Below are 23,891 nucleotides of genomic sequence, written 5' to 3' on the forward strand. Positions count from 1 at the left end.
ATTACTTTCTTACAATTGTTTGATCGCGGTCGGGGCCGATAGAGATAATCTTGATAGGAGTCTCTAACTGGGCCTCGAGGAATTTGATGTAATCGTTGAACTCTTTGGGGAACTGATCCTCGCTGGTAAACTTGGTCATGTCGGTCTTCCAGCCTGGCAGCTCCTGATATACGGGCTCGATACCATCCTCGATGTTGTATGGGAAGTAATCGATCTCCTGTCCATTCTGCTTGTAAGCCACGCAAGCCTTGATGGTGTCGAAACCATCCAGCACGTCGCTCTTCATCATAATCAGCTGGGTAACACCGTTCACCATGATAGAGTACTTCAGGGCTACCAGGTCGATCCAACCGCAACGACGCTCACGACCGGTAACAGCACCGTACTCGTGACCCAGGTCGCGAATCTTCTTGCCTGTCTCGTCGAACAGCTCTGTGGGGAATGGACCAGCACCTACACGTGTGCAGTAAGCCTTCATGATACCGTAAACGTCGCCAATCTTGTTGGGACCGATACCCAGACCAGTGCAAGCACCAGCGCAAATGGTGTTAGATGATGTAACGAAAGGATACGAACCAAAGTCGACGTCGAGCATAGTACCCTGAGCACCCTCACACAGCACGCTCTTACCGCTCTTCAGCAGGTTGTTCAGCTCGTGCTCTGAATCTACGATGGGGAACTGGCGCAGGTACTCGATACCCTCCAGCCACTTCTTCTCTACCTCAGTGATGTCGTACTCAAAGTTGAGCGACTTCAGGATAGCCTCGTGGCGGGCCTTTGCCTTAGCGTACTTCTCCTCGAAGTTCTCAAGGATATCACCAACGCGCAAACCTGTGCGGCTTACCTTGTCGGTATAAGTAGGACCGATACCCTTACCGGTAGTACCTACCTTATCCTTACCCTTCTGAGCCTCGTATGCAGCATCCAGCACACGGTGGGTAGGCATGATAAGATGGGCTTTCTTTGAGATGTGCAGACGGCTACGCAGCTCGTGTCCGCTTGCCTCGAGTGCCTTGGCCTCTTCCATAAACAAGTCTGGAGCCAGCACTACACCATTACCGATAATGTTTACCTTGTCGCCCTGGAAAATACCTGAAGGGATTGAGCGAAGCACATACTTCTGACCCTCAAACTCCAGTGTATGACCAGCGTTAGGACCACCCTGAAAACGGGCAACCACATCGTACTTAGGGGTCAGCACGTCGACCACCTTACCTTTTCCTTCGTCGCCCCACTGCAAGCCCAGCAGGACATCAACTTTACCTTTGTTCATTTTTCAGTTTTATTCTTGTTGTTACTCTTTTTTGTCGTGGTTGTTGTCTTCTTGCGCTTTGTCATCTTAGTCTGACAGGTACTGCACACGCCGTAAACATACAGCGTAAAGCCGTCTTTTCTGAATCGTTTCAGATGCATATTTTCCACAGCAGCTTTGATCTCAGGCGATTTAACCTCAGTAACCTTACCGCACATGGTGCAAATCTGATGACAATGACTTTGGTTATCGTAGCAGGCCTCGTATTTGGTCGTACCTTGAAAACGGTGCCTAACTACCAGTCGGAGCGACATAAACAGATTCAGCGTATTATATAAGGTAGCCCTGCTAACGGGGAAATCCATCTCCTGTGCCAGTCGGGCTTTCAGGTCGTCGAGTGTAAAGTGCCCGTTGATGCTGTAGATGGCTCTGAGGATGGTGTATCGCTCAGGTGTCTTGCGATGATTGTTCATCTCAAGATAGTTGTCCAAAAGCCTTTCTACGGCCACAATTACACTTTCTTTCATCTGAATCTATCAAGAAAACCGCACAAAGGTACGCATTTTCGGGCAGATAAAAGAAACTTTATTTAAAAAAATTCTAAATTAGCCCTTTTTAATGCACTTTTTGCAAGACGTTCGTATACTAATCCAAGTTCTGCAAATCTAATCATGGCATTCATGGCTGCTTTCTTCACCATCAAGCTGTCGCCTTCGAGGGCAGCCAATGCCTGATCGATAAACTCGTTGATGCCACGCTCGTTAGGCTCCTGTTTATTCATAAACAGACGCGATAGAATATGGAATCCGCACAGCTGATACAGCTCCTTATCCGATGCCATCCAGGTGTAAGCCTTGTCGGCAGCATAAGGCAGATACTGATATAAATTAAATGAAGCTTGCTCTGCAATCTCCTGACTATCAGTTTGTTCCATCCAAATATCTACTACTTCAGGCAGCATCTTGTCGGCTGGCATCAGCATGGTGGCCAATATCTTGCATTCGCGCACGTTCTCCTTCCACAACGCTATTGCTAAGTCATATTGATTAAACATTAAACATGAAACATTAAACATTTGTTTCAGTTCTTCTGCTTTATCTCTTAGCCTGGGAAGGGTGGCACCCCAGTTCAGTTTGTAGTTGGCGCCTTTATTGCGCATAGAAGCAGCAACCATTCCGTCCATCATCAGGCGGAATGATTGCTTAATCTCTTTTATCTGTTGGTTTAAATCCATTAATCTTAAAGTATAATGTTTAATCTTTAATCTTTAATGTTTAATGTTTAATGTTTCATCAAATCAGCGTTCCGTACTCCGCGCTGTAGCGCAGCATCTGGTGGGCATAACTTTCGCTGTAGCTTACCGTAATGTCGCTTATTTCGCCGTTTTCATCGTAAACGGGCATCAGCTGCGGATTGATAAAGCCCTTGTAAGGTGCCAGGTTCAGCTTCTTGTATCTGTCTAATACTTCAGCGTGCAGCTCGGCATCTACCTTTACGGCATAACGCTCCACCAGATCGCGGGCAGCCTCGTAGTCACCCTCGCTCTTAATACGCTGAATCTCAGCCAGCAAGCGGGCAATCAGCGAGCGCAGTTCGGCATAATCGCTGATTTCAACGTAGGTTTTACCCTCGCGCTTCACCAGCTTGATTACGTCGCCGTTCTCGTAGCACCAGTGGGCTATCAGTGCGCGGTTACGCATGTGCGCCTCCTCCAGCTGGTTGCCTGGGGTAATACGTATCAGCTGTGTCATCAATCCGTTCATCATATACGTGTAATACTGCGATTTGTATGCCTCTTCATCGGGTACCAAGCCTAACTCTACCAGCTTCTTGTCGGCTATATAGTACAATCCGAACAGGTCGGCTCTCGCCTCCTCTATCGTGCTGCTGTAAGCCTTCAGCGCATCGGGATCAACGCCAGGCAACAACTGTCCGCTACCATGACCCAGGCACTCGTGCAGGTCGGTATGCAGGTCGTCGCACACGTCGCCGTATTTCTCAATCAGGCGCAGCGTCTCTTCGTCGCTTACAAACTCCTCCTTGAAACCGCTGCCCTTCGAAGCCTTGTTATACGCATCGGTAATATTGCTGATGGTAATGCTCTTACTGCCGTAAGCAGCACGAATCCAGTCGGCGTTAGGCAGGTTAATGCCGATGGCTGTAGCGGGATATTCGTCGCCACCCAGCATAGCGGCACAAATCACGTTGGCCGACACACCTTTTACTACAGGCTTGCGGAAACGCGCATCTACTGGCGAGTGATCCTCGAACCACTGGGCGTTCTGGCTGATGGTCTGTGTGCGATGAGTGGCCTCTTCGTCGATATACTCCACCAAGCCTTCCCACGAACCTTTCAGTCCTAATGGGTCGCCATACACCTCGATGAATCCGTTGATAAAGTCGATTTTCGACTCCTTATCCTGCAGCCATTCTATACAATAGTGATTAAAGAACTGCAAGTCGCCTGTCAGATAATACATTATCAATAAAGTAATGCTTGATTTCTGCTTATCATTCTCGGCCACATCGTAGGCTTTTCTTAACCAATATATAATATGGCGGATGGTGTTGCCGTACTTGCCGTCGGCTTTCCACACCTGCTCCTTCACTTCGTCGTTCTCCTTTACCAAGGTAGAGTTCAAACCGTACGAAGGTGGTGTGTCGTGCATCTTGTTCTGCTGCTTCTGCTGCTCGTAAAAAGCTTCGGCTTCGGCCTGTGTCACACCATCGTAGAAGTTCATGGCCGATGTCAGCAGCAAATCCTCGCCGTCGGCCTGATTCACGCGTTTGGGCATCACCTCTTCGTTGAAGATCACAGGGAAGAGTTCGTCGCACATCTCGTCGATGGTTTCGCCCGATTTCAGTGGCAGCTTGCATGCTTCAACCTGATGCAGTGCCTCGCGCAGATACTCGGCCGAGAATCCTGGCTTGAACTTTTCGCAACCATAGTGGTGGTGAATACCACTTGAGAACCACACACGCTTCAGATACACCTCAAGCGCCTTGAAGTCATCGTTATCGTGCGGCATATTCATATCAACATATACAACCTCCAACATCTTGCGGATGCGGAGGTTGTATTTACCAAACTGATCAAATGTAATGTCTCGTCCGAACAGTGTTGCTTTCGACAGGTAGTAAACTAACTTTTTCTGCTGTAACGATAGCTTTTCAAACCCGTTCAAACGATAACGGAGCATTTGCAGATCTGCAAAACGCTCGTCTTGATAGTTAAATCCCACGCTTATTTTGCATTTTTGGGTTTGCGACCACGTTTTACGTTTGTTGCCTTCATGGTTGGGTGCTGCTCCAGGTGCTGCAGACGGTAGTCGCGTGGAGTCATACCCATCACGCGATAGAACGAAGCGTAGAACGACTGGCGGTTAGCAAAACCTACCATATCACTCACCTCCTCCATGCGCAAATCCTGATAGCGCTTGTCAACCAGAATACTCATAGCCTCGTCGATTCTATACTTATTTACAAACGAAGTATAGTTCATGTGGAAACGAACGTTTACCACAGCCGAGATGTAACGTGTGTTTGTGCCTAAATCCTCGGCAAGCTTCTTTGCCGAATAATCCTTGTCGCGATACTTCTTCTGCATGACGATGATGTTCATGATTTTTTCCTGCATCTCGTCCATCATTTTGGGGCTTACCAAACTTCTGTAAGCCGCTGCCTTCTCTTTCTTTTCAATAATGTTGTACTTTGCCATTTGCTTTTTTGACCTTTATTTTTAACGATGTGCAAAGATAAAAACTTTTTTTCATTTAACAAAGACAAATACCGAAAATTTGCAAAAAAAGTATTACCTTTGCCGAAAAATTGAAAAAATATGGATATTTTTGGCATTTTACGACAATATTTCGGCTATTCTTCCTTCCGTCAGAACCAAGAAGAAATCATCCGCCACGTGATTGCGGGCAATGATGCGTTGGTGCTCATGCCTACGGGTGGAGGTAAAAGTATTTGCTATCAGATTCCCGCTTTGGCGCTGCCTGGCATCACCATCGTTATCTCGCCGCTCATCAGCTTGATGAAGGATCAGGTCGAGACGCTGCGTTCGAATGGTATCGAGGCCGAAGCCCTGAACAGTGGAAACGACCCCACGCTGGATACCGTGATTCGTCGCAAATGCTTAGCCGGACAGATAAAACTGCTGTATATATCACCCGAGAAACTGCTTGCCGAGATGGATTATTTTATGCAGCATCTGCAGATATCGCTCTTTGCCATCGACGAGGCCCACTGCATCAGTCAGTGGGGTCATGATTTCCGTCCCGAATATACCCAGTTGGGTGTGCTGCGCGAAAAATTTCCCAATGTGCCCATGATGGCATTAACGGCCACCGCCGATAAGATTACCCGCCAAGATATTCTTACGCAACTTAAACTAAGGAACGCGCGCGAGTTTGTGTCAAGCTTCGATCGCCCCAACCTTAGTTTGTCGGTAAAAAGAGGCTACAAATCGGCCGAGAAAATGCACTTTATTCTCAACTTCATCAAGGCGCGCCCCAACGATGCAGGCATCATCTACTGTCTCAGTCGTAAAACCACCGAGAAGGTAGCTGCCGACCTGCGTAAAAAAGGTATCAACGCCGCTGCCTATCATGCCGGTTTGTCGTCGTTAGAGCGCAGTCAGACGCAAGAGCAGTTCAAGAACGATCAGCTGCTGGTGGTATGCGCCACCATCGCCTTTGGTATGGGTATCGATAAGAGCAACGTGCGCTGGGTAATCCATTACAACATGCCCAAAAGCATCGAGAGTTTTTATCAGGAGATTGGTCGTGCCGGTCGCGATGGTGCCCCCGCCGATACCGTGCTGTTCTACTCGCTGGCCGATATCATCCAGCTTACTGAGTTTGCCCGTCAGAGTGGTCAGCAGGATGTGAATATGGATAAGCTGAAACGCATGCAGGAGTATGCCGAGTCGAACGTGTGCCGCCGCCGCATACTGTTGAACTATTTTAGTGAGCAGACCGACCACGACTGCGGCAACTGCGATGTGTGCGACAACCCACCCCAGCGCTTTGACGGCACCCGTTATGTGCAGATGGCCCTGAGCGCCGCCAAACGTGCCAACGAGGATATCCGCATTTCAACCATCATCGAGATTCTGAAAGGTATGCGCTCGCCTGCTGTGATGCGCCAGGGGTTCGACCGCCTGAAAACCTTTGGTGTGGGACATGACCTGAGTCTGACCGACTGGCAGGACTATCTGTTGCAGATGCTGCAGATGGGCTTTATCGAGATAGCCTATAACGATGGCAACAAGGTAAAGGTAACCGCCATTGGCGACGATGTGCTTTACGGTCGAAAACCCGCCCAGCTGTGTGTGGTAGATCATAGCGCCAAGGAGGCACCCAAGAAGAAACCCAAGTTGCGTTTGGAGATACCCACCATCACCATCCCCGGATTGCCCCCAACCACCGGTATCGAGGATCCCAAACTGTTCGAAGCCCTCCGTCAGCTGCGCAAGCAGTGTGCCGAAGAAGAAGGTTTTCCTCCATACATCGTTTTCAGCGATAAGGTGCTCCATTCATTGGCCACCATCAAGCCCTCCTCGCTGGCTCAGTTTGGCAACATCCAGGGCATCGGCGAGCACAAAAAAGGCAAGTATGGCGAACGTTTTGTATCACTCATTCAAAAGTACGTTTAAGGGCGTTTTTTACACCTTATTTATAATAAAAGCAACAAAGAAACTAAAAAAAGGGGCATAAAGTGCCTAATTTTTGCTAAAAACGAGCACAAATTCGCATTTTTGTGCAAAAATATTAGTACCTTTGCATGGTAAAATCATCCAAAGATGGCTAAAAAGAAGATACTATTTATCAATCAGGAGATCACTCCTTACGTCCCCGACAATGCATTGTCACTCATGGGAAAGAACCTTCCAAAGGTTATGCAGGAACGCAGTCACGAGATTCGTACCTTCATGCCAAAGTGGGGTAATATTAATGAGCGTCGTGGTCAGTTACACGAAGTCATCCGACTTTCGGGTATGAACCTTATCATTAACGACACCGATCACCCTCTTATCATCAAGGTTGCCTCAATCCAGTCTGCTCGTGTGCAGGTGTATTTCATCGATAACGACGATTACTTTGGTAAGCGCCTGATAGAGCGCGACGAGCAAGGTGTAGAGTACGACGATAATGGCGAGCGTGCTATTTTCTTCGCACGTGGTGTACTCGAAACCGTTAAGAAGCTGCGCTGGGTGCCCGATATCATTCACTGTCAGGGTTGGATGGCTGGCGTAGTGCCTTTCTATGTAAAGACCGCCTATCGCGACGAGCCTTCGTTTGCCGAGACCAAGGTTGTAACCTCGCTTTACAATAAGAGCATCGAGAAGGATTTCGGTTCTGATTTCAAGCAGTTCATGGAGTTCCGCGATGCCAAGCCCGAGTTGCTTACCGATTATAAGGATACATTCGACTTCGACGAGTTAGGTAAGTTGGCAATCGACTATAGCGATGGTGTTATCCAGGCTGCGCCCGATGCAAGCAAGGTGCTTAGCGATTATGCAGCAGCCAAGAACAAGCCACTGCTCGGTTATCAGGAGGACTTTGGCGATGCCTACGAGGCATTCTATGAGTCGCTGTATGCCGACGAGGCCAAGTAAGAGAAATAAAGTCCAAAACAACGATACATGAAACTTAGATTGTTTACAGCGATTGCAATCACCGCAATGGCGATGGCATCTTGTAGCGAGGATACCGAAACTATCGGCTCGTCGATTACCAACGAGAGCGATAAGATGGTGTTCTCTACTGGTGTGTACCAGGCTACATCACGTTCCATCATGGCCGATTCGGTTTACTCAAAAACCTTTGATTGCTATTTCGGAAAGGTAAAGGATCCTGAGACTAACTCGTACGTAAAGAACGAGTTTATGGCTCAGTTTAATATGCTCGAAGGCTTTTCTCTGCCCGATAAGAGCACCATTCTTGGCGAGAGCGATGGTGATATCGCTGCCGACTCGTGCGAAATCTGGCTCATCTTCGACCGTAGCAAGTGCTATGGCGACTCGCTCACACCACTCAAGGTAAAGGTTAAGGAGCTAGCTGTGCCCGTCGAGGATGGTTCGTACTACAGCAATTTCGACCCCGTTGTCGAGGGCTATGTACGTAAGGATGGTATCAACAAGAGTTCGTCGTTCGCACTCTCAAACCTGCACTTCTCCGATAGTCTTCGCAGCACATCAGGTTACGCCGAGTTTGCAAGCATTTCGCTCAACGATCCTTATACCGATAAGGACGGCAATACCTATAATAACTTTGGCACCTATCTCATGCGCCAGTATTATTCTAACCCTGAGAAGTTCAAGAATGCCTACACCTTTATCCATACATTGGTTCCTGGCTTCAACTTCGAGGTGTCGGATGGTCTGGGCGTGATGGCCAATATCAGTCAGATCGACCTGGTTTCGCAGTTCCGCTATAAGGAGGAAGATTCTACTTACACAGCCTCTATCTATCTGTCGTCGACTCCCGAGGTATTGCAGACTTCACATATCGAGAACGATAAGGCTGCGCTTAACCGCCTGGTAGCCGACAACAGCTGCACTTACCTCAAGTCGCCTGCTGGCATCTTTACCGAGGTAACACTGCCAGTTGATGATATCTCGCTGGCTCATGCTAACGACTCACTGCTGTCGGTAAGCGTTACTTTCGAGCGCGAGAACAGCGGCGTACAGAACACCAAGTACCCCATCGGCACCCCACAGAATATTCTGATGGTGCAGAAGGATAGCCTGTATTCGTTCTTCGAGAATAAGACCATGTACGATTACACCACATCGTTTATGGCCACACTCAGCTCCAATGCTTACACCTTTAGTAATATTGGTAACCTGATTACACAGATGGCACGCCAGAAGGCCGAGGGCCTGAAGAGCGATGCTGCCTGGGAGGCCAAGCACCCCGATTGGAACAAGGTAGTACTGGTACCAGTTGCTACCACCAGCAAGACATCTTACGATAGCTACGGCTATAGCACCACAGTCATCTCGGATGTTCACAACCAGCTCGGACTCTCAAGTACCAAGCTTGTTGGTGGCGCTAACTCACCTATCGAGGTAAAGGTAATCTATGCCAAATTTAAGCAGTAAACAGATATGGCCGACGGATTTTTAGAGAAGCATCACGAGGATTACGAAGCCCGCAAGGCGGCTTGGATCCGTAAGAAGAAGCATCTGCCGAAAGCCGGTAAAAGACAAATAGAGCGACCCGATGACGAGTCGCTCTAATTTTTTATATGCCTGGCGTAGGCCTTAACCTATCACCTTGAACTTAGCAAATTTCAGCAGCAGCTGCTTGGTACCCGCATTGGTAAATTCTACCGTTGCCTTGGTGTTCTCACCCGTACCCTCTATACGTACCACCGTACCCACACCAAAGCGCATGTGCTCTATACGTGCCCCCTCGCGCAGGTCGCTTGCACTCGGGTCGCTCGCCATGGGTCGTGGTGCCACCGCGTTATACACACGCTTAAAGTTGGCTCCAAACGGGTTCACGGGCTTTTCTGGCTGTCGTGGAGCCACCGCTCTCGGCTTCGGGTCGGCCTTAAACTGCGTGGCCACCGGGCGCGGGTTCTGCATCCACTCTGGGCCCTCGCTCTCATACCTGCTGCTACGGCTGTAACCACCTGTGGTACCAGTGCCGTAAGCCCCGCCGTCGTAGCGGTTGTAAGCCTTATGCTGGGGCGCACCAAAGCTGCCTGCCCCACCCGCCTCGCTGTGTACCTGCAGCAGTTCTGGGTCGATATCACGTATAAAGCGCGATGGTGTGTCGTACTCCATACGTCCGTAGCGGAATCGGTTCTGTGCACAGGTCAATATACAGTGCTTCTCGGCTCGTGTAATCGCCACGTACAGCAGGCGTCGCTCCTCCTCCAGTTCGCGCATCGAATTGGTACACATCGGACTTGGGAAGATGTTTTCTTCCAGTCCCACCACAAACACCGTTGGGAACTCCAGTCCCTTGGCAGCGTGTACCGTCATCAGCACCACCTTATCGTTGCTGTCGCCATCGTCGCTGTCCAGATCCGTCAGCAGCGCCACCTCCTGCAGGAAATCAGGCAGATACACCTCGTCGCCCATATCCTCCTCGCGTCGACTCTCCACAAAGTCCTGCATACCACCTAAGAACTCCTCCAGGTTCTCCTGTCGCGATATGTCCTCAGGGTTGCGTCCGCTGTAGATGTCCTTGCTGATGCCCGAGTTCATAATGATATCGTGGCCCAGCGTGTAGGCATCCTCCGTTTGCAGGCGCTCTATCCAGCCCTCTATCAGCTGGCGGAAGTTCTGTATCTTCGTCATCGTGCCCTTGCTCACGTCCATCGGGAACAGCACTGGGTCCTTTATTACCCGCCACAAACTTACCCCGTAAGCCTGCGCCGTTTGTATGATTTTGCCCACCGTGGTGTCGCCAATGCCGCGCGCCGGGTAGTTGATAATGCGCTTAAAGGCCTCCTCGTCATCCGGGTTCGCTATCAGGCGGAAGTAGGCTATCACGTCCTTTATCTCCTTACGCTGGTAAAAGCTCAGTCCGCCGTAAATGCGGTATGGTATGCCGTCCTTGCGCATCTGCTCCTCAAAGCTTCGGCTTTGCGAGTTTGTGCGGTACAGTATCGCAAAGTCGCTCCAGTTGCAGTGGTCCTGTCGTTTCAGCTTCTTAATGTCCTGTGTCACTATCAGTGCCTCCTCACGGTCGCTGTAGGCAGGCTTCAGCTGCAGTTTTTCTCCATGCTCGTTTTTCGAGAACACGTTCTTCGGTATCTGTCGCTCGTTGCGTCGTATCAGCGAGTTCGCCGCCTGTACTATCAGCTGTGTCGATCGGTAGTTCTGCTCCAGCTTAAACAGCTTGGCATTGTTATACTGGCTTTGGAAATTCAGGATGTTATCAATGTTGGCACCACGAAAGCTGTAGATACTCTGCGCATCATCGCCCACCACGCACACCTTCTGTCGCTCCTTGGTAAGCTGATACACAATCGATTGCTGCGCGTAGTTCGTGTCCTGATACTCATCCACCAGCACAAACCCGAATTTCTCTACGTATTTCTGTCTTACCTCCTCGTTCTTCTCAAACAGCACCCATGTCTGTACCAGCAGGTCGTCAAAGTCCATCGCATTCGCCTGTCGGCAACGCTCCGCATACCTTATATATATATTGGCTACCTGCGGGCGCTTCTGTGTGGCATCATCCGCAGCCCAGGCACTCTGTTGGTACGCTTGCGGTAACAGCAAGTGGTTTTTGGCCAGCGATATACGGTCCGCCACCGACGATGGCTTGTACACCTTGTCATCCAGTCCCATCTCTTTAATGATGGTCTTCACCAGCGATCGTGCATCCGTTTGGTCGTAAATCGTAAAGTTCGCGTTGTAACCTATCTTATCCGCTTCGGCCCTCAGTATGCGTGCAAACACACTGTGGAAGGTGCCCATCTGCAGGTAGCGAGCCTGCTCCTCGCCTACCAGCCGTCCTATACGGTCCTTCATCTCGCGTGCCGCCTTGTTGGTAAATGTCAGCGCCAGTATCTGCCAGGGCTTCATACCCTGTTCCAGCAGCCAGGCAATCTTATACGTCAGCACACGTGTTTTACCCGATCCTGCACCAGCAATCACCAGACTCGCACCGTCGCAGTACTCCACTGCAACGCGCTGACTGTCATTTAGTTCACGTAGTATATCGATGTTCATTCTTATCCTTTCTTGTATTGCAGATGCAAAGATACGAAAAAGTCGAGAGCAGAACAAAAGATTTTCAATCTTTTTTATGCCGAGCGTGAGTATCTTCGCGATTTCTATCGCAAAGATACGAAAAAAGCCACGCTGTTACAGTGTTACGCGGTTACGCAGTTGCACAGTTGCATTAGGAATTTGCGATGCGCGGTTGTAAGAGACTAAAATCTCAATATAATATTTATATATATTATATATTATAATATATAATATATATAAGATAATAGTCAACTTTTTCAGGCTACTTCGTTGAAAGCAAATGCAACTGCGCAACTGCGCAACTGTGCAACACCGATGAAGAAGTCTAAAAAATATTTTTGATTTTATGAAAAATAATCGAGGGGAACTATTGTTTTATATTTGAATTTTTAGTACCTTTGCATTGTCAAATTGAGAGAGTAAGAGCAGCGGCATTAAGGCTAAAAATTCTTGGACAAGCCAAGCGAGCATAGCTCGAGCGGCGAGAATTAAATCTAGAAATTGCGCGCATTAATAGTAACAATTGAAAGTACTAATAGCGGCTAAAACCTGCACTCCAAGGCGACAAAACGAGATTATTGAAAATATTAAACATTATACATTAAAGATTATGAGTAAGAAGGAAACATTGAAATTCATCGTGCAGATGATAGCATCGATCGCTACGGCGATTGTAACGGCACTGGGCACCACGAGCTGCGTTGCAACAATGTAAAAATGCAAAAATGCAGAAATGTAATAAACCTCAGGTTTCTATGCGAAGCCTGAGGGTTTTTGTATTCCTGATAAGGTAAATGCATTATTCGATAGCAAAATGCATCTCTACGGGACTGTTATTGCATGGCAGCTGTTTGTTGAACTTGATCCAGCGGCTCCAGCCGGTTGCCTTGTCGAATGCTAACTGCTCGTAGGTGGCCTCGAGGGTGGATGGCCAGGTGGTTACTTCTGGCTCTGCTACGCCACTCTTGTAAGTTTCAAGTTTGCCGTCGGCATGGTAAATTTTGTATCCTTTCAGAATCTCAGGTTTTTCCCTATCATAGTCGTAAAAATAGTAGCTACCCTCTACGCCTAACATGATGCTGCAATCTACCGACAGACCTTTGTTCATCAGGAAATCGCTGCAATACTGACTTACCAGACAGTTGTTGAAAGCTGTTCCTATCTCGAGAGCGAAATGATCATCGTAAACGTCGGGCAGTGCATCTACTATGCTCTTGGCGTAATCTACCAGATCGTAGCCCGGACGCTCGTTGTTAACCTTGAAGGCGTATTTGGTGATGGTATCAATCTTTGCCTTATGGCTTTCGTCGGCATAAGCGGCCACGAGTTTATCGGTAAACTCCTTGAACTTTGCACCAAAGGCATCGAGGGCGCTGGTGCGGGTAACGGTCATGTCGTGATAGTCCCACTTGGAATCTGTACTTCCCTGTGCAGCTTGTTTGGCAGCATCGTTGTCCCACTTATCGACGCTGGCTTTGTTGAAGTTCTTCAGGGCTGTTTCTATGTCGCCAGTGTTCTTTGCCAGCTCGTCGATCAGTACCGAATAGCTGCCGCCAGCTCCAGGCACTGTGAATGATGACAGGATAAAGTAGTTGGCAAGTTCCTTGAGTTCGAACTGATACTCGATGGTATTCATGAGGCAGGCATCGAGATAAATCACGTCCATGTGAGCATTAGCACGACCGATGGCATACTTTAATGACGATGCGGTGAAGTTTTCGTTAGGCTTGTGGCTTTGGTCGTAAAGCACGCCTCTGGTTTGTGACGGCGCATTAAATGGCAGGTCGTCGTGTGGCTGATAGCCGCCACCATGGTCGCTCACAATCAGAATGTAGTGCTTGGCAGGACAGGCTTTGGTGGCCCAGTTGATGAAGTTGGTGAGCGAATCGACATTGGCCACGTAGTTGTCCTTGGGGCCATAAATATACTCCTTGTTCAACAGAACATTTTCATCGGGGGCATTTACGGTATTGTCGACGACGAAACGTACGGTCTGCAGTTCCATATCCTTAATAGCCTTTACGGTCTCGTCAGGCAGTTTTTCGTTAAGCATGTCGAACCAATACTTCTGCATATCTTCGGCCGACGAGTACTTGTACTGGCAGGCTATCTTTACCTTACCGTAGCTTTCGGACTTGGCTTTGTAGAAATCCATCATGTTGCCCAAGATACCAATGTCGAGATTGCGACCTCCATAACCATATAACAGGATGGCATACTCGGTTTGCCCTGATGGACGGTCGGAACCAGCAGAATTATCATCATTTACACAAGCGGTCATCACCGTCATAGTCATTACGCAGCAAAGAACGGCTGCAAGGGTTAATAGGTACTTTTTAGTCATAATCATAAAAGGTTAGTTAAACTTATTTTTCTTCGTTTGAAATCAAGTGTACATCGCACTGAGGGAAGGCAATGGTGATGCCCGCGGCGTTGAGGGCCTCGTAGATCACCTCCTTGGCACGATCACGATAACCAATCTGCTCGGCCACCAACACATACTGCTTCACATTGATGTCAACAGCACTGTCGCTCATATTTCCCACAACCACATAAACACCGTACTTGGGATCCACAATATCCCGTCCGTATTTATCCTTGGTACACATCTTCTGCATCGCCTCAACCAACACCTCACGCACATGCTGCACCGAGGTTCCGTAAGCCACACCCACGGTGATAATCGTCAACTCATACGAGTTGTTACGCGTCAGGTTGTTGAAGTTCTTACCAAACAGCGACGAGTTGAGGAACGACATCTCCGTGCCCTCGATAGTCTCGGCCTGCACACACTGGTAATTGATGGCCGTTACCTTACCACGGATACCATCGCACTCTATCCAGTCGCCTACACGCAGTCGTCCACCCATCAGCTGTATGCCGTAAATAAAGTTGTTGATCACATCCTTGAGCGCCAGACCGACACCAGCCGACAGACCTCCCGCTATCAGTCCTAACGACCCCGTAGGAATCTGCCATTCCGTGATAACCACCAAAGCAAACACCATCCAGATAAACACACTGATGATACTGTTGCCCAACGACAGGTTGATTTCGTTCGGACGGATGGAATCGCGGTTATGCTTACGCATAAAAGTAACGTAACGGGCATACTGCCAGATGGCGTGTACGGCCCTGCTGGTGTAACGCAAGACGTAGAAGAGTATCAGCAGATAGATGATACTCTGGGCCGATATGCTCAACGTCTCCACATCGTTCATGTCGGTGAGATGGATAAACGGTCGTTCGTAGAAGCGTACAAAAAGATCGTCGAAGTCGAAGATGCCCAACGACAGGCGCACACACAACGGCAACGAGAGCAGCACAATGCAGGGGATGGCCACCTGACGGATCAGGTCGTAGAACCACGTAGCACCAAACAACAGCTGTTCGCGGTCGTCGCCCGATACGTAGGTGATACGATTGCGCAGACTGTCAACCCGCTTGTCGATCCAGCGTTCCTTGTAGCGGCTCATCAGGTCGCGTATGCACACCACGGTGAGCCAGGCTGCCAACAGGAAATACCACCACACCAGGATGAGCAATGCCACAAAGGTATAGCCCATAAACGCGAACCCAAAGGCCACCAGATAAACGGCCAATGCCCACCAGCCCAAGGTGCGGTCGATTGATGTGGCCTTACTGCCCAACCAGATACAGCAGCACAACTGCCAGATAACAATTAGCAGCAGGATGGGTGGAAACAGCAGCACCATCAGCTTGTCGGGCATAAAGGTGATACGGCAAGAGATAATCATCAGCACCACCAGGAAGGTGGCCGAATAGAGCATGATGCCCTGTCGGAACTGCTCGGGCCTTACGCGCAGCAACAACGAGCCCGTGATGGCAATCAGCAGCCACAGGAAGGTGTTGATATGCGCCACACCCAGATTGATATATTCGTCGCCATACAGCGAGAATCCGAACACCACGAAGTAAATAAAGGTGCCTAGCAGTATCGAGATGATAGACAGCTTGCGCTTCGGCACATAGCGCTTCAGCCTTGTATAACGGTAGAGCAGCCATAGTATCAGCAGCGCCAGCAACCAGAATAATACCAGTCCCACCAGCTGTACGATACATACGACGACCAGCATGGTATTCTCGGCCTTACTCGAAAAGTGTTGTAAGAACGCGATATCATCCTCGTCGTCGTCATCCAAATCGCTTTCATCCATCCCGTCGCTCAGTTCCTTCAGGCTGTACTGTCCCCGCAAGTCAACTTTGGTTTTATTCCAATAATAACCAGGGTTGGCCATAATGTCCAAAAACGGCGTCTGTCCGTCCACAAAGATATAGCGTTCCAGTGCCTGATAGCGCTGCTCGGCATAGTCGTAGGTCTCCTTCAGTCGCAGGTATGCCTCCTGATAGTGCGTACTGTCGGCCACTATGGTAGCACGGTTACTGGCGTTCATCTTCAGTATCTCTGACACGAAGAAGATACACGAGTCGCGATATGCCTCGCCTATCGAATCCAGCACAAAGGGGGCAGATAGCGAATCCTTGAAGGCAATCCTGATAACCTCTTTTTCCAGCAATGAGAGCGAGTCGGAAAGATGCACATCGAGCGAGTCGTTACGGTACAACAAGCTGTCGGGCAGTATCTCCATCTCTATCTCCTTCATCATCGGCGGCAGTCGTCGCAGGGCCTCAATCAGTCGGGCATTGCGGTCAATCTCGTAGTTCAAACCGTTCACAATCCGGTCGTACGGGCGTCGGTCTTTACTGAAGTCCTTGTAGTTGGCCGTCACCTTCTTCAGCGCGTAGGCCAGATCGAACGTCATTTCCTGTTCCTGGGTGTAGAGCAGGATCGAGAGCTCGTTCGACTCGGTAATCACGTTGATCATCCGCTTATGCTGACGATCAAAATCCTCGTTAAAGCGCTTCTGCGCATCCGAGCGCTGCATAAAGGTTGCCTGCAACTCCGTACAAAGGTCTTTCAGCGTGTTGGTCAACGACCTTCCGCTCACCACAGCCATCAGCGGCAGCGAGCACACGCACAGAGCTAGAATGATTGTGAACAGTTGTTTTTTCATTGTCAGAAATATTATTCTAATTTACCGCCTTCTGTTATTAGTATCACGCCGCAAATATAAAGAATTAATTCTAAAGTTCCAAGTTTTTGTGGATAAAAATATTGCTGCCAGGAGCTGATGCCTGACATCAAATAAAACATCACCGCTTCAGGGCGGTGATGATATTCTGGATGAGTTGGGGTGAGTTATAGGGAGTGGCTGGGTTGATGCCTCGGACGACTGCATACGAGAAGTTATCGGCCATGCACTCCTCGGGAGAGATGACATATTCGGTGTTGTGGCCTACAACGGTCCAGAAGTCGCTGGCTTCGGTGACATCGTAAACCTTGCTCATATCGTCGAGTGGCACAAGGCCTGGCTTTACAAATTGGAAGAATACAATCTGGTTACCCTTTTCGGCGCTGGCTTCGGCCTATGATTTATCGTAAAGCAGTATGAGCTCGCAGCGGCGCTTGGTGCCGTTGATAGTAAAATAGGCATAGTTGTCGAGGTGCTCAACATCGGGGTTGATACCCATGCGCTGTGTGATGGCATCGGGGAACGTGATGTCGTGATCCATCACCGTAAAGCCTATCAGGGCATACATCTTCTGACGGAATGCTGGTGAGTTGCGTGTTACGCAGTGGAACAGCTCGTGGGCCACCAACTCGGTAAAACGCATCAGCGCAATCTTATTTATTTCGGCTGTTCTTTCGGCGTTAGGCAGGCACATGCCCATATACGTCTCGTTCAGGAATATGATGTTCTTGATGGTATATCCTGCCGAACCGCCTTCTTCGGCCTGGGTGGTTTTGGCGAATACAATCTCGGAGGGTACGGGCAGTTGGCATCCGATGCTGTTCAGGCTGTCGGTAATCATACCTACGATGGTAGCCATAAATTCACGTTCGGCATCGGTCCAGTCGCGTGTCTGCTGCCAGGCCATCGTCTGCAGTTCGGCGAGTGTACTACCCTCTTTTCTTACTCGCCAGTCGATATCCATCTGATTCATCTTGGCGTAGTACTCGGTGTTGCTCTGCATCAGTTTACGTGTTTCGTCGGCCGAGGCTAAGCGGTAGTTAATGGTGGTACCCTCAGCAAACACATGGGTGCTGTAGATACTAAGGATGGCGACTAACGCCGTTTGAAAAATCTTATTCATATTTATTATGGTTATAAAATTAATTTGCGTGCAAAAATAGTAAAAAAAGTTGGAATGGTGTCATGTTATTACGATTTTTTGTATCTTTGCAGGCAAAAATTAGATTAGTAGTATTAACAAGACATAAGTTATGAAAAAGGTATTATTTGCAGCGGCTATCATGATGGCTGCAGGGGCTAAGGCCCAACAGGTTAACTACACCATCAGTGGTGTGAGTAAGGATAATGGCGCCAAGGTGGTAGTGATTGACGCTCAGGCGCGTAAGATGGAGAACGCTACGGTTGAGAACGGCAAGTTCAGCATTAGCGGTACAGCCGAGAAGAATGCGTTGCTGATAATCAGAAACAGCAGCGTTAGCTGGATGATGCCCATTATCAACGATGGTACACCTATCACTGTGAACCTGAACGACACTACCGTAACTGGATCGGCCCAGAACGAGCGACTGGTGCGCTACGATATCGACATGAATGCGGCCTACGGCAAACTGGGTGTAAAGGCTGGCCTGGAGAAGATTTATACCGACGAGGTGAACACCATGATTCCTGTGGCTTTTGTGGAGCAGTATCTGGAGGAATTCGGACTGGAGAAGCTGCAGAAGACGATGGCTACCAAGCCTGTTTGGGCTAATCACCCCGCCGTGCAGAGTGCTATCAAGGAGTATGAGTTTGAGCAGGCCGACAGAGCCAAGAAGGCTGCCTACATTGGTAAGCAGTTTACCGACCTGGAGGAGCCCGATACCGACGGCAACATGCACAAGCTGAGCGAGTATGTGGGTAAAGGCAAATGGGTGCTGGTAGATTTCTGGGCTTCGTGGTGCGCACCTTGTCGCGCTGAGATGCCTAACGTGGTAAAGGCTTACGAGAAGTATCACGATAAGGGATTTGACATCGTAGGACTCTCGTTCGACAACAGAAAGGAGCCTTGGGTAAAGGCTATCACCGACCTGAAGATGCCTTGGACACATCTGTCGGACCTGAAGGGTTGGAAGACTGTGGCTTCGGGACTGTACGAGGTGAACAGCATTCCTGATAACCTGCTGATTGACCCACAGGGTAAGATTGTGGCTCGCGGCTTGCGTGCACAGGGACTGCAGGACAAACTGAAGGAGATTTTCGGCGAATAAAAACCAACGGCATGCTACATCTGCAGAAAGAACACGACATCATTGCCTTCTCGACTGAGCGAGGCTTTGTGGATATGGACGAACCTTACCAGGGGTTTAACATTACCTGGTATACCGACGACGATGCGCAGCACGTAGCCGATTGTCGACGCGACATGTGCCAGATGCTGGAGATAGACGACCAGCATCTGGTGCTGCCACGCCAGGTACACGACACCAAGGTGGCTGAGGTAACAGCCGGGAACCTGGGCGACCGCTTTGAGGGTATCGACGCCCTGATAACTACCCTGCCCCGTACCTGCATAGGCGTATCAACAGCCGACTGTGTGCCTATACTTATGTATGATGCACGCACGCGCGCGATAGCAGCTGCCCACGCGGGATGGCGAGGCACTGTGGCACGTATCGGCCGCAAAACCATCGAGGCCATGCAGCAGCGATACGGCACCAAACCTGAAGACCTGAAGATAGTGATAGGCCCCAGCATCGGTCCTGATGCCTTTGAGGTGGGCGACGAGGTGTATGACGCCTTTGCGCAGGCGGATTTCGACATGAACCGCATAGCCTTTAAGCGTAACGGCAAGTGGCACATCGACCTTTGGCAGGCCAACGCGCTGGATATGCAGCTGACGGGCGTAGATGAAAAACACATTGAAACAGCCGCCGTTTGTACCTACGAGCACTACGACCAATTTTTCTCGGCCAGGCGCCTGGGTATAAAAAGTGGAAGAATTTATACGGGAATTATGATAAAATGAAAGTAAATGGCTAAAAATTCTTTCAGAAATTTGGCCATTTGCTTAAAAACACTTACCTTTGCAGCGCCAGTGGATGAAGCCCTGCTTGTTTAAGGGTACCGCTAAAGGCAAGATAAATTGCATAGGAATATGAAAGTATTGAAATTCGGCGGAACGTCCGTAGGTTCCGTAAAAAGCATTCTTAGCTTGAAAAAAATCGTTGAGACAGAGGCTCGGACGCAACCTGTCGTAGTAGTAGTTAGTGCGCTGGGCGGTATCACCGATAAGTTGATTGCCACATCGCAGATGGCCCTGAAGGGTGACGACAAGTGGCGCGAGGAATTCGACGCTATGGTGACACGACATCACCAAATGATCGACACCATCATTACCGATGACAAAAAGCGCGTAGATTTATTCAATAAAGTGGATCAGCTGTTCGACCAGTTGAAGAGCATTTATTATGGCGTATATCTGATTCACGATCTCTCGAAAAAGACCGAAGATGCGATTGTAAGTTACGGCGAGCGTTTATCGTCGAACATCGTGGCCACACTCATTAAGGGTGGCAAGCGCATGAACAGTCGCGACTTTATCCGTACAGAAAAAAAGAACGGCAAGCACCGTCTGGTGGCCGATTTGACCAACCAGCTGGTTCGCGAGGCGTTTAAAGATATGCCCGAGGTGGCTGTGGTGCCTGGCTTTATCAGTAGAGATAAGGACACCAGCGAGACCACTAACCTGGGACGTGGCGGTAGCGATTACACAGCCGCCATCATTGCTGCAGCACTGGATGCCGAGGTGCTGGAGATCTGGACCGACGTGGATGGCTTTATGACGGCCGACCCACGTGTGATTAAAACGGCTTACACCATCAACGAATTGAGTTATATCGAGGCGATGGAGCTGTGTAACTTTGGCGCCAAGGTAATCTATCCCCCAACCATCTACCCCGTTTGCGTAAAAAACATTCCCATTAAGGTTAAGAATACATTCAACCCCGAACACCCGGGCACGCTGATTAAGGATCATATTGAGAACGATCAGAAGCCTATTAAGGGTATCAGCAGCATTAAGGGTACCACGCTGATTACGGTTACCGGACTGTCGATGGTGGGTGTGATTGGTGTGAACCGACGCATTTTTACCACGTTGGCCAACAAGGGTATCAGTGTGTTCATGGTATCGCAGGCATCATCAGAGAACTCAACCTCAATCGGTGTGCGCGACGAGGATGCAAACGATGCTGTAGAGGTGCTGAACGACGAGTTTGCCAAGGAGATTGAGACGGGCGCCATGTTCCCCATGCATGCCGAGAGCGGACTGGCCACCATCGCTATCGTGGGCGAGAACATGAAGCACTCGCCTGGTATCGCCGGTAAACTGTTTGGCACATTGGGTCGCAGCGGTATCAGCGTGATTGCCTGTGCACAGGGTGCTTCGGAGACCAACATATCGTTTGTAGTGGATGGCAAGTTCCTGCGTAAGTCGCTGAACGTGCTGCACGACTCGTTCTTCCTCTCTGAGTACAAGGTGCTTAACCTGTTTATCTGCGGTGTGGGTACCGTGGGTGGCAAGCTGATTGAGCAGATTCGCAGTCAGTACGAAACGCTGATGCAGCGTAACGGACTGAAGTTGAACGTGGTGGGTATCGCCTCGTCGAAGGCTGGTATCTACGACCGCGATGGCATCGACCTGGAGAACTACCGCGAACTGCTGAAGGCACCCGAGGCGCAGGGCAAGAACCTACGCGACGAGGTGATTGGCATGAACATATTTAATAGCGTGTTTGTGGATTGTACCGCCAGCAAGGATATTGCAGCGCTGTACCAATCGTTCTTAGAGCATAACATCAGCGTGATTGCAGCCAACAAACTGGCGGCTTCGAGCGATTACGCTAACTATATGAAGCTGAAGAAGACGGCTCGCGACCGTGGTGTGTGGTTCCGTTACGAGACCAACGTGGGCGCTGGTCTGCCTATCATCGGCACCATCAACGACCTGCGTAACTCGGGCGATAAGATCCTGAAAATCGAGGCCGTGCTGAGTGGTACGCTGAACTTTATATTTAACGAGATAGCTGCCGACGTGCCTTTCTCGGAGACCGTACGACGCGCCAAGGAGCAGGGCTACAGCGAGCCCGACCCACGTATCGACCTGAGTGGTACCGACGTGGTGCGCAAGCTGGTGATCCTGACCCGTGAGGCTGGCTACAAGGTGGAACAGGCCGACGTAGAGAAGCACCTGTTTGTGCCTAACGAGTACTTTGAGGGCAGCGTGGATGACTTCTGGAAGAAGTTGCCTGCACTGGATGCCGACTTTGAGGCTCGTAGAAAGAAGTTGGAGGCCGAGGGTAAGCGTTGGCGTTTTGTGGCTACGATGGAGAATGGCGTAACGAATGTGGCGCTGCGTGAGGTGGATATCAACCATCCGTTCTATCGTCTGGAGGGTAGTAATAACATCGTACTGCTAACCACCGAGCGCTACAAGGAGTACCCGATGCTGATACAAGGATACGGCGCCGGCGCCAGCGTAACAGCAGCCGGAGTGTTCGCCAACATCATGAGTATCGCAAATATTTAATTTAGGCACGGATTACACGGATTTATATATGAAACACATAGTTATTTTGGGAGATGGAATGGCTGACCTGCCGGTTGAAAGATTGGGCGGGAAGACGCTACTACAATATGCGGCGAAGCCGATGATGGACCAACTGGCAAAGGAGGGACGCTGCGGGCGACTGATTACGGTGCCCGAGGGATTTCCTCCAGGTAGCGAGGTGGCTAATACAGCGATTCTGGGTTACGACCTGAATAAGGTGTACGAGGGTCGCGGACCACTGGAGGCAGCCTCGATAGGCTACGAGATGGCCGACGACGATCTGGCACTTCGCTGTAACATTATCAACCTGCAGGACGGTAAGATTATTACGCATAACGGTGGTAATCTGGAAACAGAAGATGCACGTCTGCTGATTGACTATCTGAACGAAACCCTGGCCAAGCCCATAAACGAGCGTCAGGGCTGCGAGCGCGTAAAGTTTATTACGGGCATACAGTATCGTCACCTACTGGTAATCAAGGGCGGCAACAAGCATATTACTTGCGCCCCACCCCATGATCATCCTAACGAGGAGTGGCGCCCACTGCTGGTAAAGGCTGATATACCCGAGGCACAGGAGACAGCCGAACTGCTGAACGAGCTGATTCTGAAATCGCAGGAGCTGCTGCCTAAGCACCCTTATAATCAGGCTAAGGCCGCTAAGGGCGAGCGACAGGCTAACAGCATCTGGCCTTGGAGCGGTGGCTATCGTCCGTCGATGGAAACGCTGATGCAGCAGTACCCTGAGATTAAATCGGGTACAGTGATCTCGGCTGTGGATTTGATTCGCGGCATTGGTCACTATGCTGGCTTGAAGATTGTGGAAGTGGAAGGTGCTACCGGTTTGGCCGATACCAATTACGAGGGAAAGGCGCAGGCAGCTATCGAGGCGCTGGAGCACGACGACTTTGTGTTTGTACACGTTGAAGCCAGCGACGAAGCCGGTCATGATGGCGACCTGGAACTGAAGTTGAAAACCATCGAGTATCTGGACCAGCGACTCATCAAGCCCATCTACGAGCACATCCTTAAGATGAACGAGCCCGTATGCCTGGCAGTACTACCCGACCATCTGACGCCCGTTGAGATGCGCATACACGTGGGCCAGCCCGTGCCATTCCTGATTTGGCACAAAGGTATCGCCCCCGACGAGGTGCAGCAATACGACGAAGTTAGCTGCGTCAGTGGTTCATTCGGTTTGCTAAAACTCCAAGAGTTTATGCAAACCTTCATGAACATTGATAAAATGTAAAAATGATAAAATGCAAG

19 protein-coding genes are annotated in these 23,891 nt (G+C 49.7%); 9 read left to right on the plus strand and 10 right to left on the minus strand.

Features of this window, described 5'->3' with window-relative positions; all coding sequences use genetic code 11:
* Nucleotide 1: 1 nt before the first annotated feature.
* The 5 genes from T499_RS0110275 to T499_RS0110295 form a co-directional block, all read right to left on the minus strand.
* On the minus strand, nucleotides 2-1,273 hold the full coding sequence (locus T499_RS0110275; protein WP_028908548.1) for an adenylosuccinate synthase: 1,272 nt from the start codon (nucleotides 1,271-1,273) through the stop codon (nucleotides 2-4).
* A complete protein-coding gene (locus tag T499_RS0110280) occupies nucleotides 1,270-1,779 on the minus strand; it encodes a Fur family transcriptional regulator (protein WP_013064934.1) in 510 nt (169 codons plus the stop codon). Before T499_RS0110280 ends, T499_RS0110275 begins: the two co-directional genes overlap by 4 nt.
* Nucleotides 1,780-1,841: 62 nt before the next feature.
* Nucleotides 1,842-2,486, minus strand: a complete 645-nt coding sequence (locus tag T499_RS0110285; RefSeq protein WP_033150893.1) for a DNA alkylation repair protein — start codon at nucleotides 2,484-2,486, stop codon at nucleotides 1,842-1,844.
* 58 nt (nucleotides 2,487-2,544) lie between these two features.
* A complete protein-coding gene (locus T499_RS0110290) occupies nucleotides 2,545-4,452 on the minus strand; it encodes a dipeptidyl peptidase 3 (protein WP_232221091.1) in 1,908 nt (635 codons plus the stop codon).
* Between the two features lie 44 nt (nucleotides 4,453-4,496).
* The gene (locus T499_RS0110295) at nucleotides 4,497-4,970 is read right to left on the minus strand and encodes a helix-turn-helix domain-containing protein (RefSeq protein ID WP_013065379.1); all 474 of its coding nucleotides are present in this window, start codon (nucleotides 4,968-4,970) and stop codon (nucleotides 4,497-4,499) included.
* A gap of 120 nt (nucleotides 4,971-5,090) precedes the next feature.
* Here T499_RS0110295 and recQ point away from each other — a divergent pair, with 120 nt between their 5' ends.
* The 4 genes from recQ (at nucleotide 5,091) to T499_RS0110315 (ending at nucleotide 9,503) form a co-directional block, all read left to right on the plus strand.
* The gene (gene recQ / locus T499_RS0110300) at nucleotides 5,091-6,914 is read left to right on the plus strand and encodes a DNA helicase RecQ (RefSeq protein WP_033150895.1); all 1,824 of its coding nucleotides are present in this window, start codon (nucleotides 5,091-5,093) and stop codon (nucleotides 6,912-6,914) included.
* A gap of 147 nt (nucleotides 6,915-7,061) precedes the next feature.
* Nucleotides 7,062-7,877 carry a glycogen/starch synthase gene (locus tag T499_RS0110305; RefSeq protein WP_033150896.1) on the plus strand — a complete coding sequence of 272 codons (816 nt, stop codon included), beginning with the start codon at nucleotides 7,062-7,064 and terminating at the stop codon, nucleotides 7,875-7,877.
* A 27-nt stretch (nucleotides 7,878-7,904) separates the two neighbouring features.
* Nucleotides 7,905-9,365 carry a DUF4270 domain-containing protein gene (locus T499_RS0110310; protein WP_033150897.1) on the plus strand — a complete coding sequence of 487 codons (1,461 nt, stop codon included), beginning with the start codon at nucleotides 7,905-7,907 and terminating at the stop codon, nucleotides 9,363-9,365.
* Nucleotides 9,366-9,371: 6 nt separating this feature from the next.
* Entirely contained in the window at nucleotides 9,372-9,503 is a 132-nt protein-coding gene (locus tag T499_RS0110315) for a hypothetical protein (RefSeq protein WP_013065414.1), read from the plus strand.
* Nucleotides 9,504-9,527: 24 nt separating this feature from the next.
* On the opposite strand, the gene T499_RS0110320 is transcribed toward T499_RS0110315, so the two are convergent.
* The gene (locus T499_RS0110320) at nucleotides 9,528-11,957 is read right to left on the minus strand and encodes an ATP-dependent helicase (RefSeq protein WP_033150898.1); all 2,430 of its coding nucleotides are present in this window, start codon (nucleotides 11,955-11,957) and stop codon (nucleotides 9,528-9,530) included.
* A 631-nt stretch (nucleotides 11,958-12,588) separates the two neighbouring features.
* On the opposite strand from T499_RS0110320, the gene T499_RS14695 reads away from it, so the two are divergent.
* Nucleotides 12,589-12,693, plus strand: coding sequence for a smalltalk protein (locus tag T499_RS14695; protein WP_157054591.1), 105 nt, complete (start codon nucleotides 12,589-12,591; stop codon nucleotides 12,691-12,693).
* An 84-nt stretch (nucleotides 12,694-12,777) separates the two neighbouring features.
* Here T499_RS14695 and T499_RS0110330 read toward each other — a convergent pair whose 3' ends face one another.
* From T499_RS0110330 to T499_RS0110345, 4 genes are all read right to left on the minus strand, one after another.
* On the minus strand, nucleotides 12,778-14,322 hold the full coding sequence (locus tag T499_RS0110330; RefSeq protein ID WP_198021288.1) for a clostripain-related cysteine peptidase: 1,545 nt from the start codon (nucleotides 14,320-14,322) through the stop codon (nucleotides 12,778-12,780).
* 22 nt (nucleotides 14,323-14,344) lie between these two features.
* The gene (locus tag T499_RS0110335; protein WP_033150901.1) at nucleotides 14,345-17,014 is read right to left on the minus strand and encodes a mechanosensitive ion channel family protein; all 2,670 of its coding nucleotides are present in this window, start codon (nucleotides 17,012-17,014) and stop codon (nucleotides 14,345-14,347) included.
* A 139-nt stretch (nucleotides 17,015-17,153) separates the two neighbouring features.
* Complete coding sequence (locus T499_RS0110340; RefSeq protein WP_033150902.1) at nucleotides 17,154-17,348, minus strand: hypothetical protein; 195 nt, start codon at nucleotides 17,346-17,348, stop codon at nucleotides 17,154-17,156.
* A 78-nt stretch (nucleotides 17,349-17,426) separates the two neighbouring features.
* Nucleotides 17,427-18,155 (minus strand): hypothetical protein, encoded by a 729-nt coding sequence (locus T499_RS0110345; protein ID WP_033150903.1) that lies wholly within the window; start codon nucleotides 18,153-18,155, stop codon nucleotides 17,427-17,429.
* A 130-nt stretch (nucleotides 18,156-18,285) separates the two neighbouring features.
* On the opposite strand from T499_RS0110345, the gene T499_RS0110350 reads away from it, so the two are divergent.
* From T499_RS0110350 to T499_RS0110365, 4 genes are all read left to right on the plus strand, one after another.
* Entirely contained in the window at nucleotides 18,286-19,281 is a 996-nt protein-coding gene (locus T499_RS0110350) for a TlpA disulfide reductase family protein (RefSeq protein WP_033150904.1), read from the plus strand.
* Nucleotides 19,282-19,292: 11 nt separating this feature from the next.
* Nucleotides 19,293-20,039, plus strand: a complete 747-nt coding sequence (pgeF, locus tag T499_RS0110355; RefSeq protein ID WP_033150905.1) for a peptidoglycan editing factor PgeF — start codon at nucleotides 19,293-19,295, stop codon at nucleotides 20,037-20,039.
* Between the two features lie 129 nt (nucleotides 20,040-20,168).
* A complete protein-coding gene (gene thrA, locus T499_RS0110360) occupies nucleotides 20,169-22,601 on the plus strand; it encodes a bifunctional aspartate kinase/homoserine dehydrogenase I (RefSeq protein WP_033150906.1) in 2,433 nt (810 codons plus the stop codon).
* Between the two features lie 28 nt (nucleotides 22,602-22,629).
* Nucleotides 22,630-23,874 (plus strand): cofactor-independent phosphoglycerate mutase, encoded by a 1,245-nt coding sequence (locus T499_RS0110365; RefSeq protein ID WP_033150907.1) that lies wholly within the window; start codon nucleotides 22,630-22,632, stop codon nucleotides 23,872-23,874.
* Nucleotides 23,875-23,891: the final 17 nt, after the last annotated feature.

The organism is Prevotella sp. RM4, assembly GCF_000701965.1.
Classification (GTDB): domain Bacteria; phylum Bacteroidota; class Bacteroidia; order Bacteroidales; family Bacteroidaceae; genus Prevotella; species Prevotella ruminicola.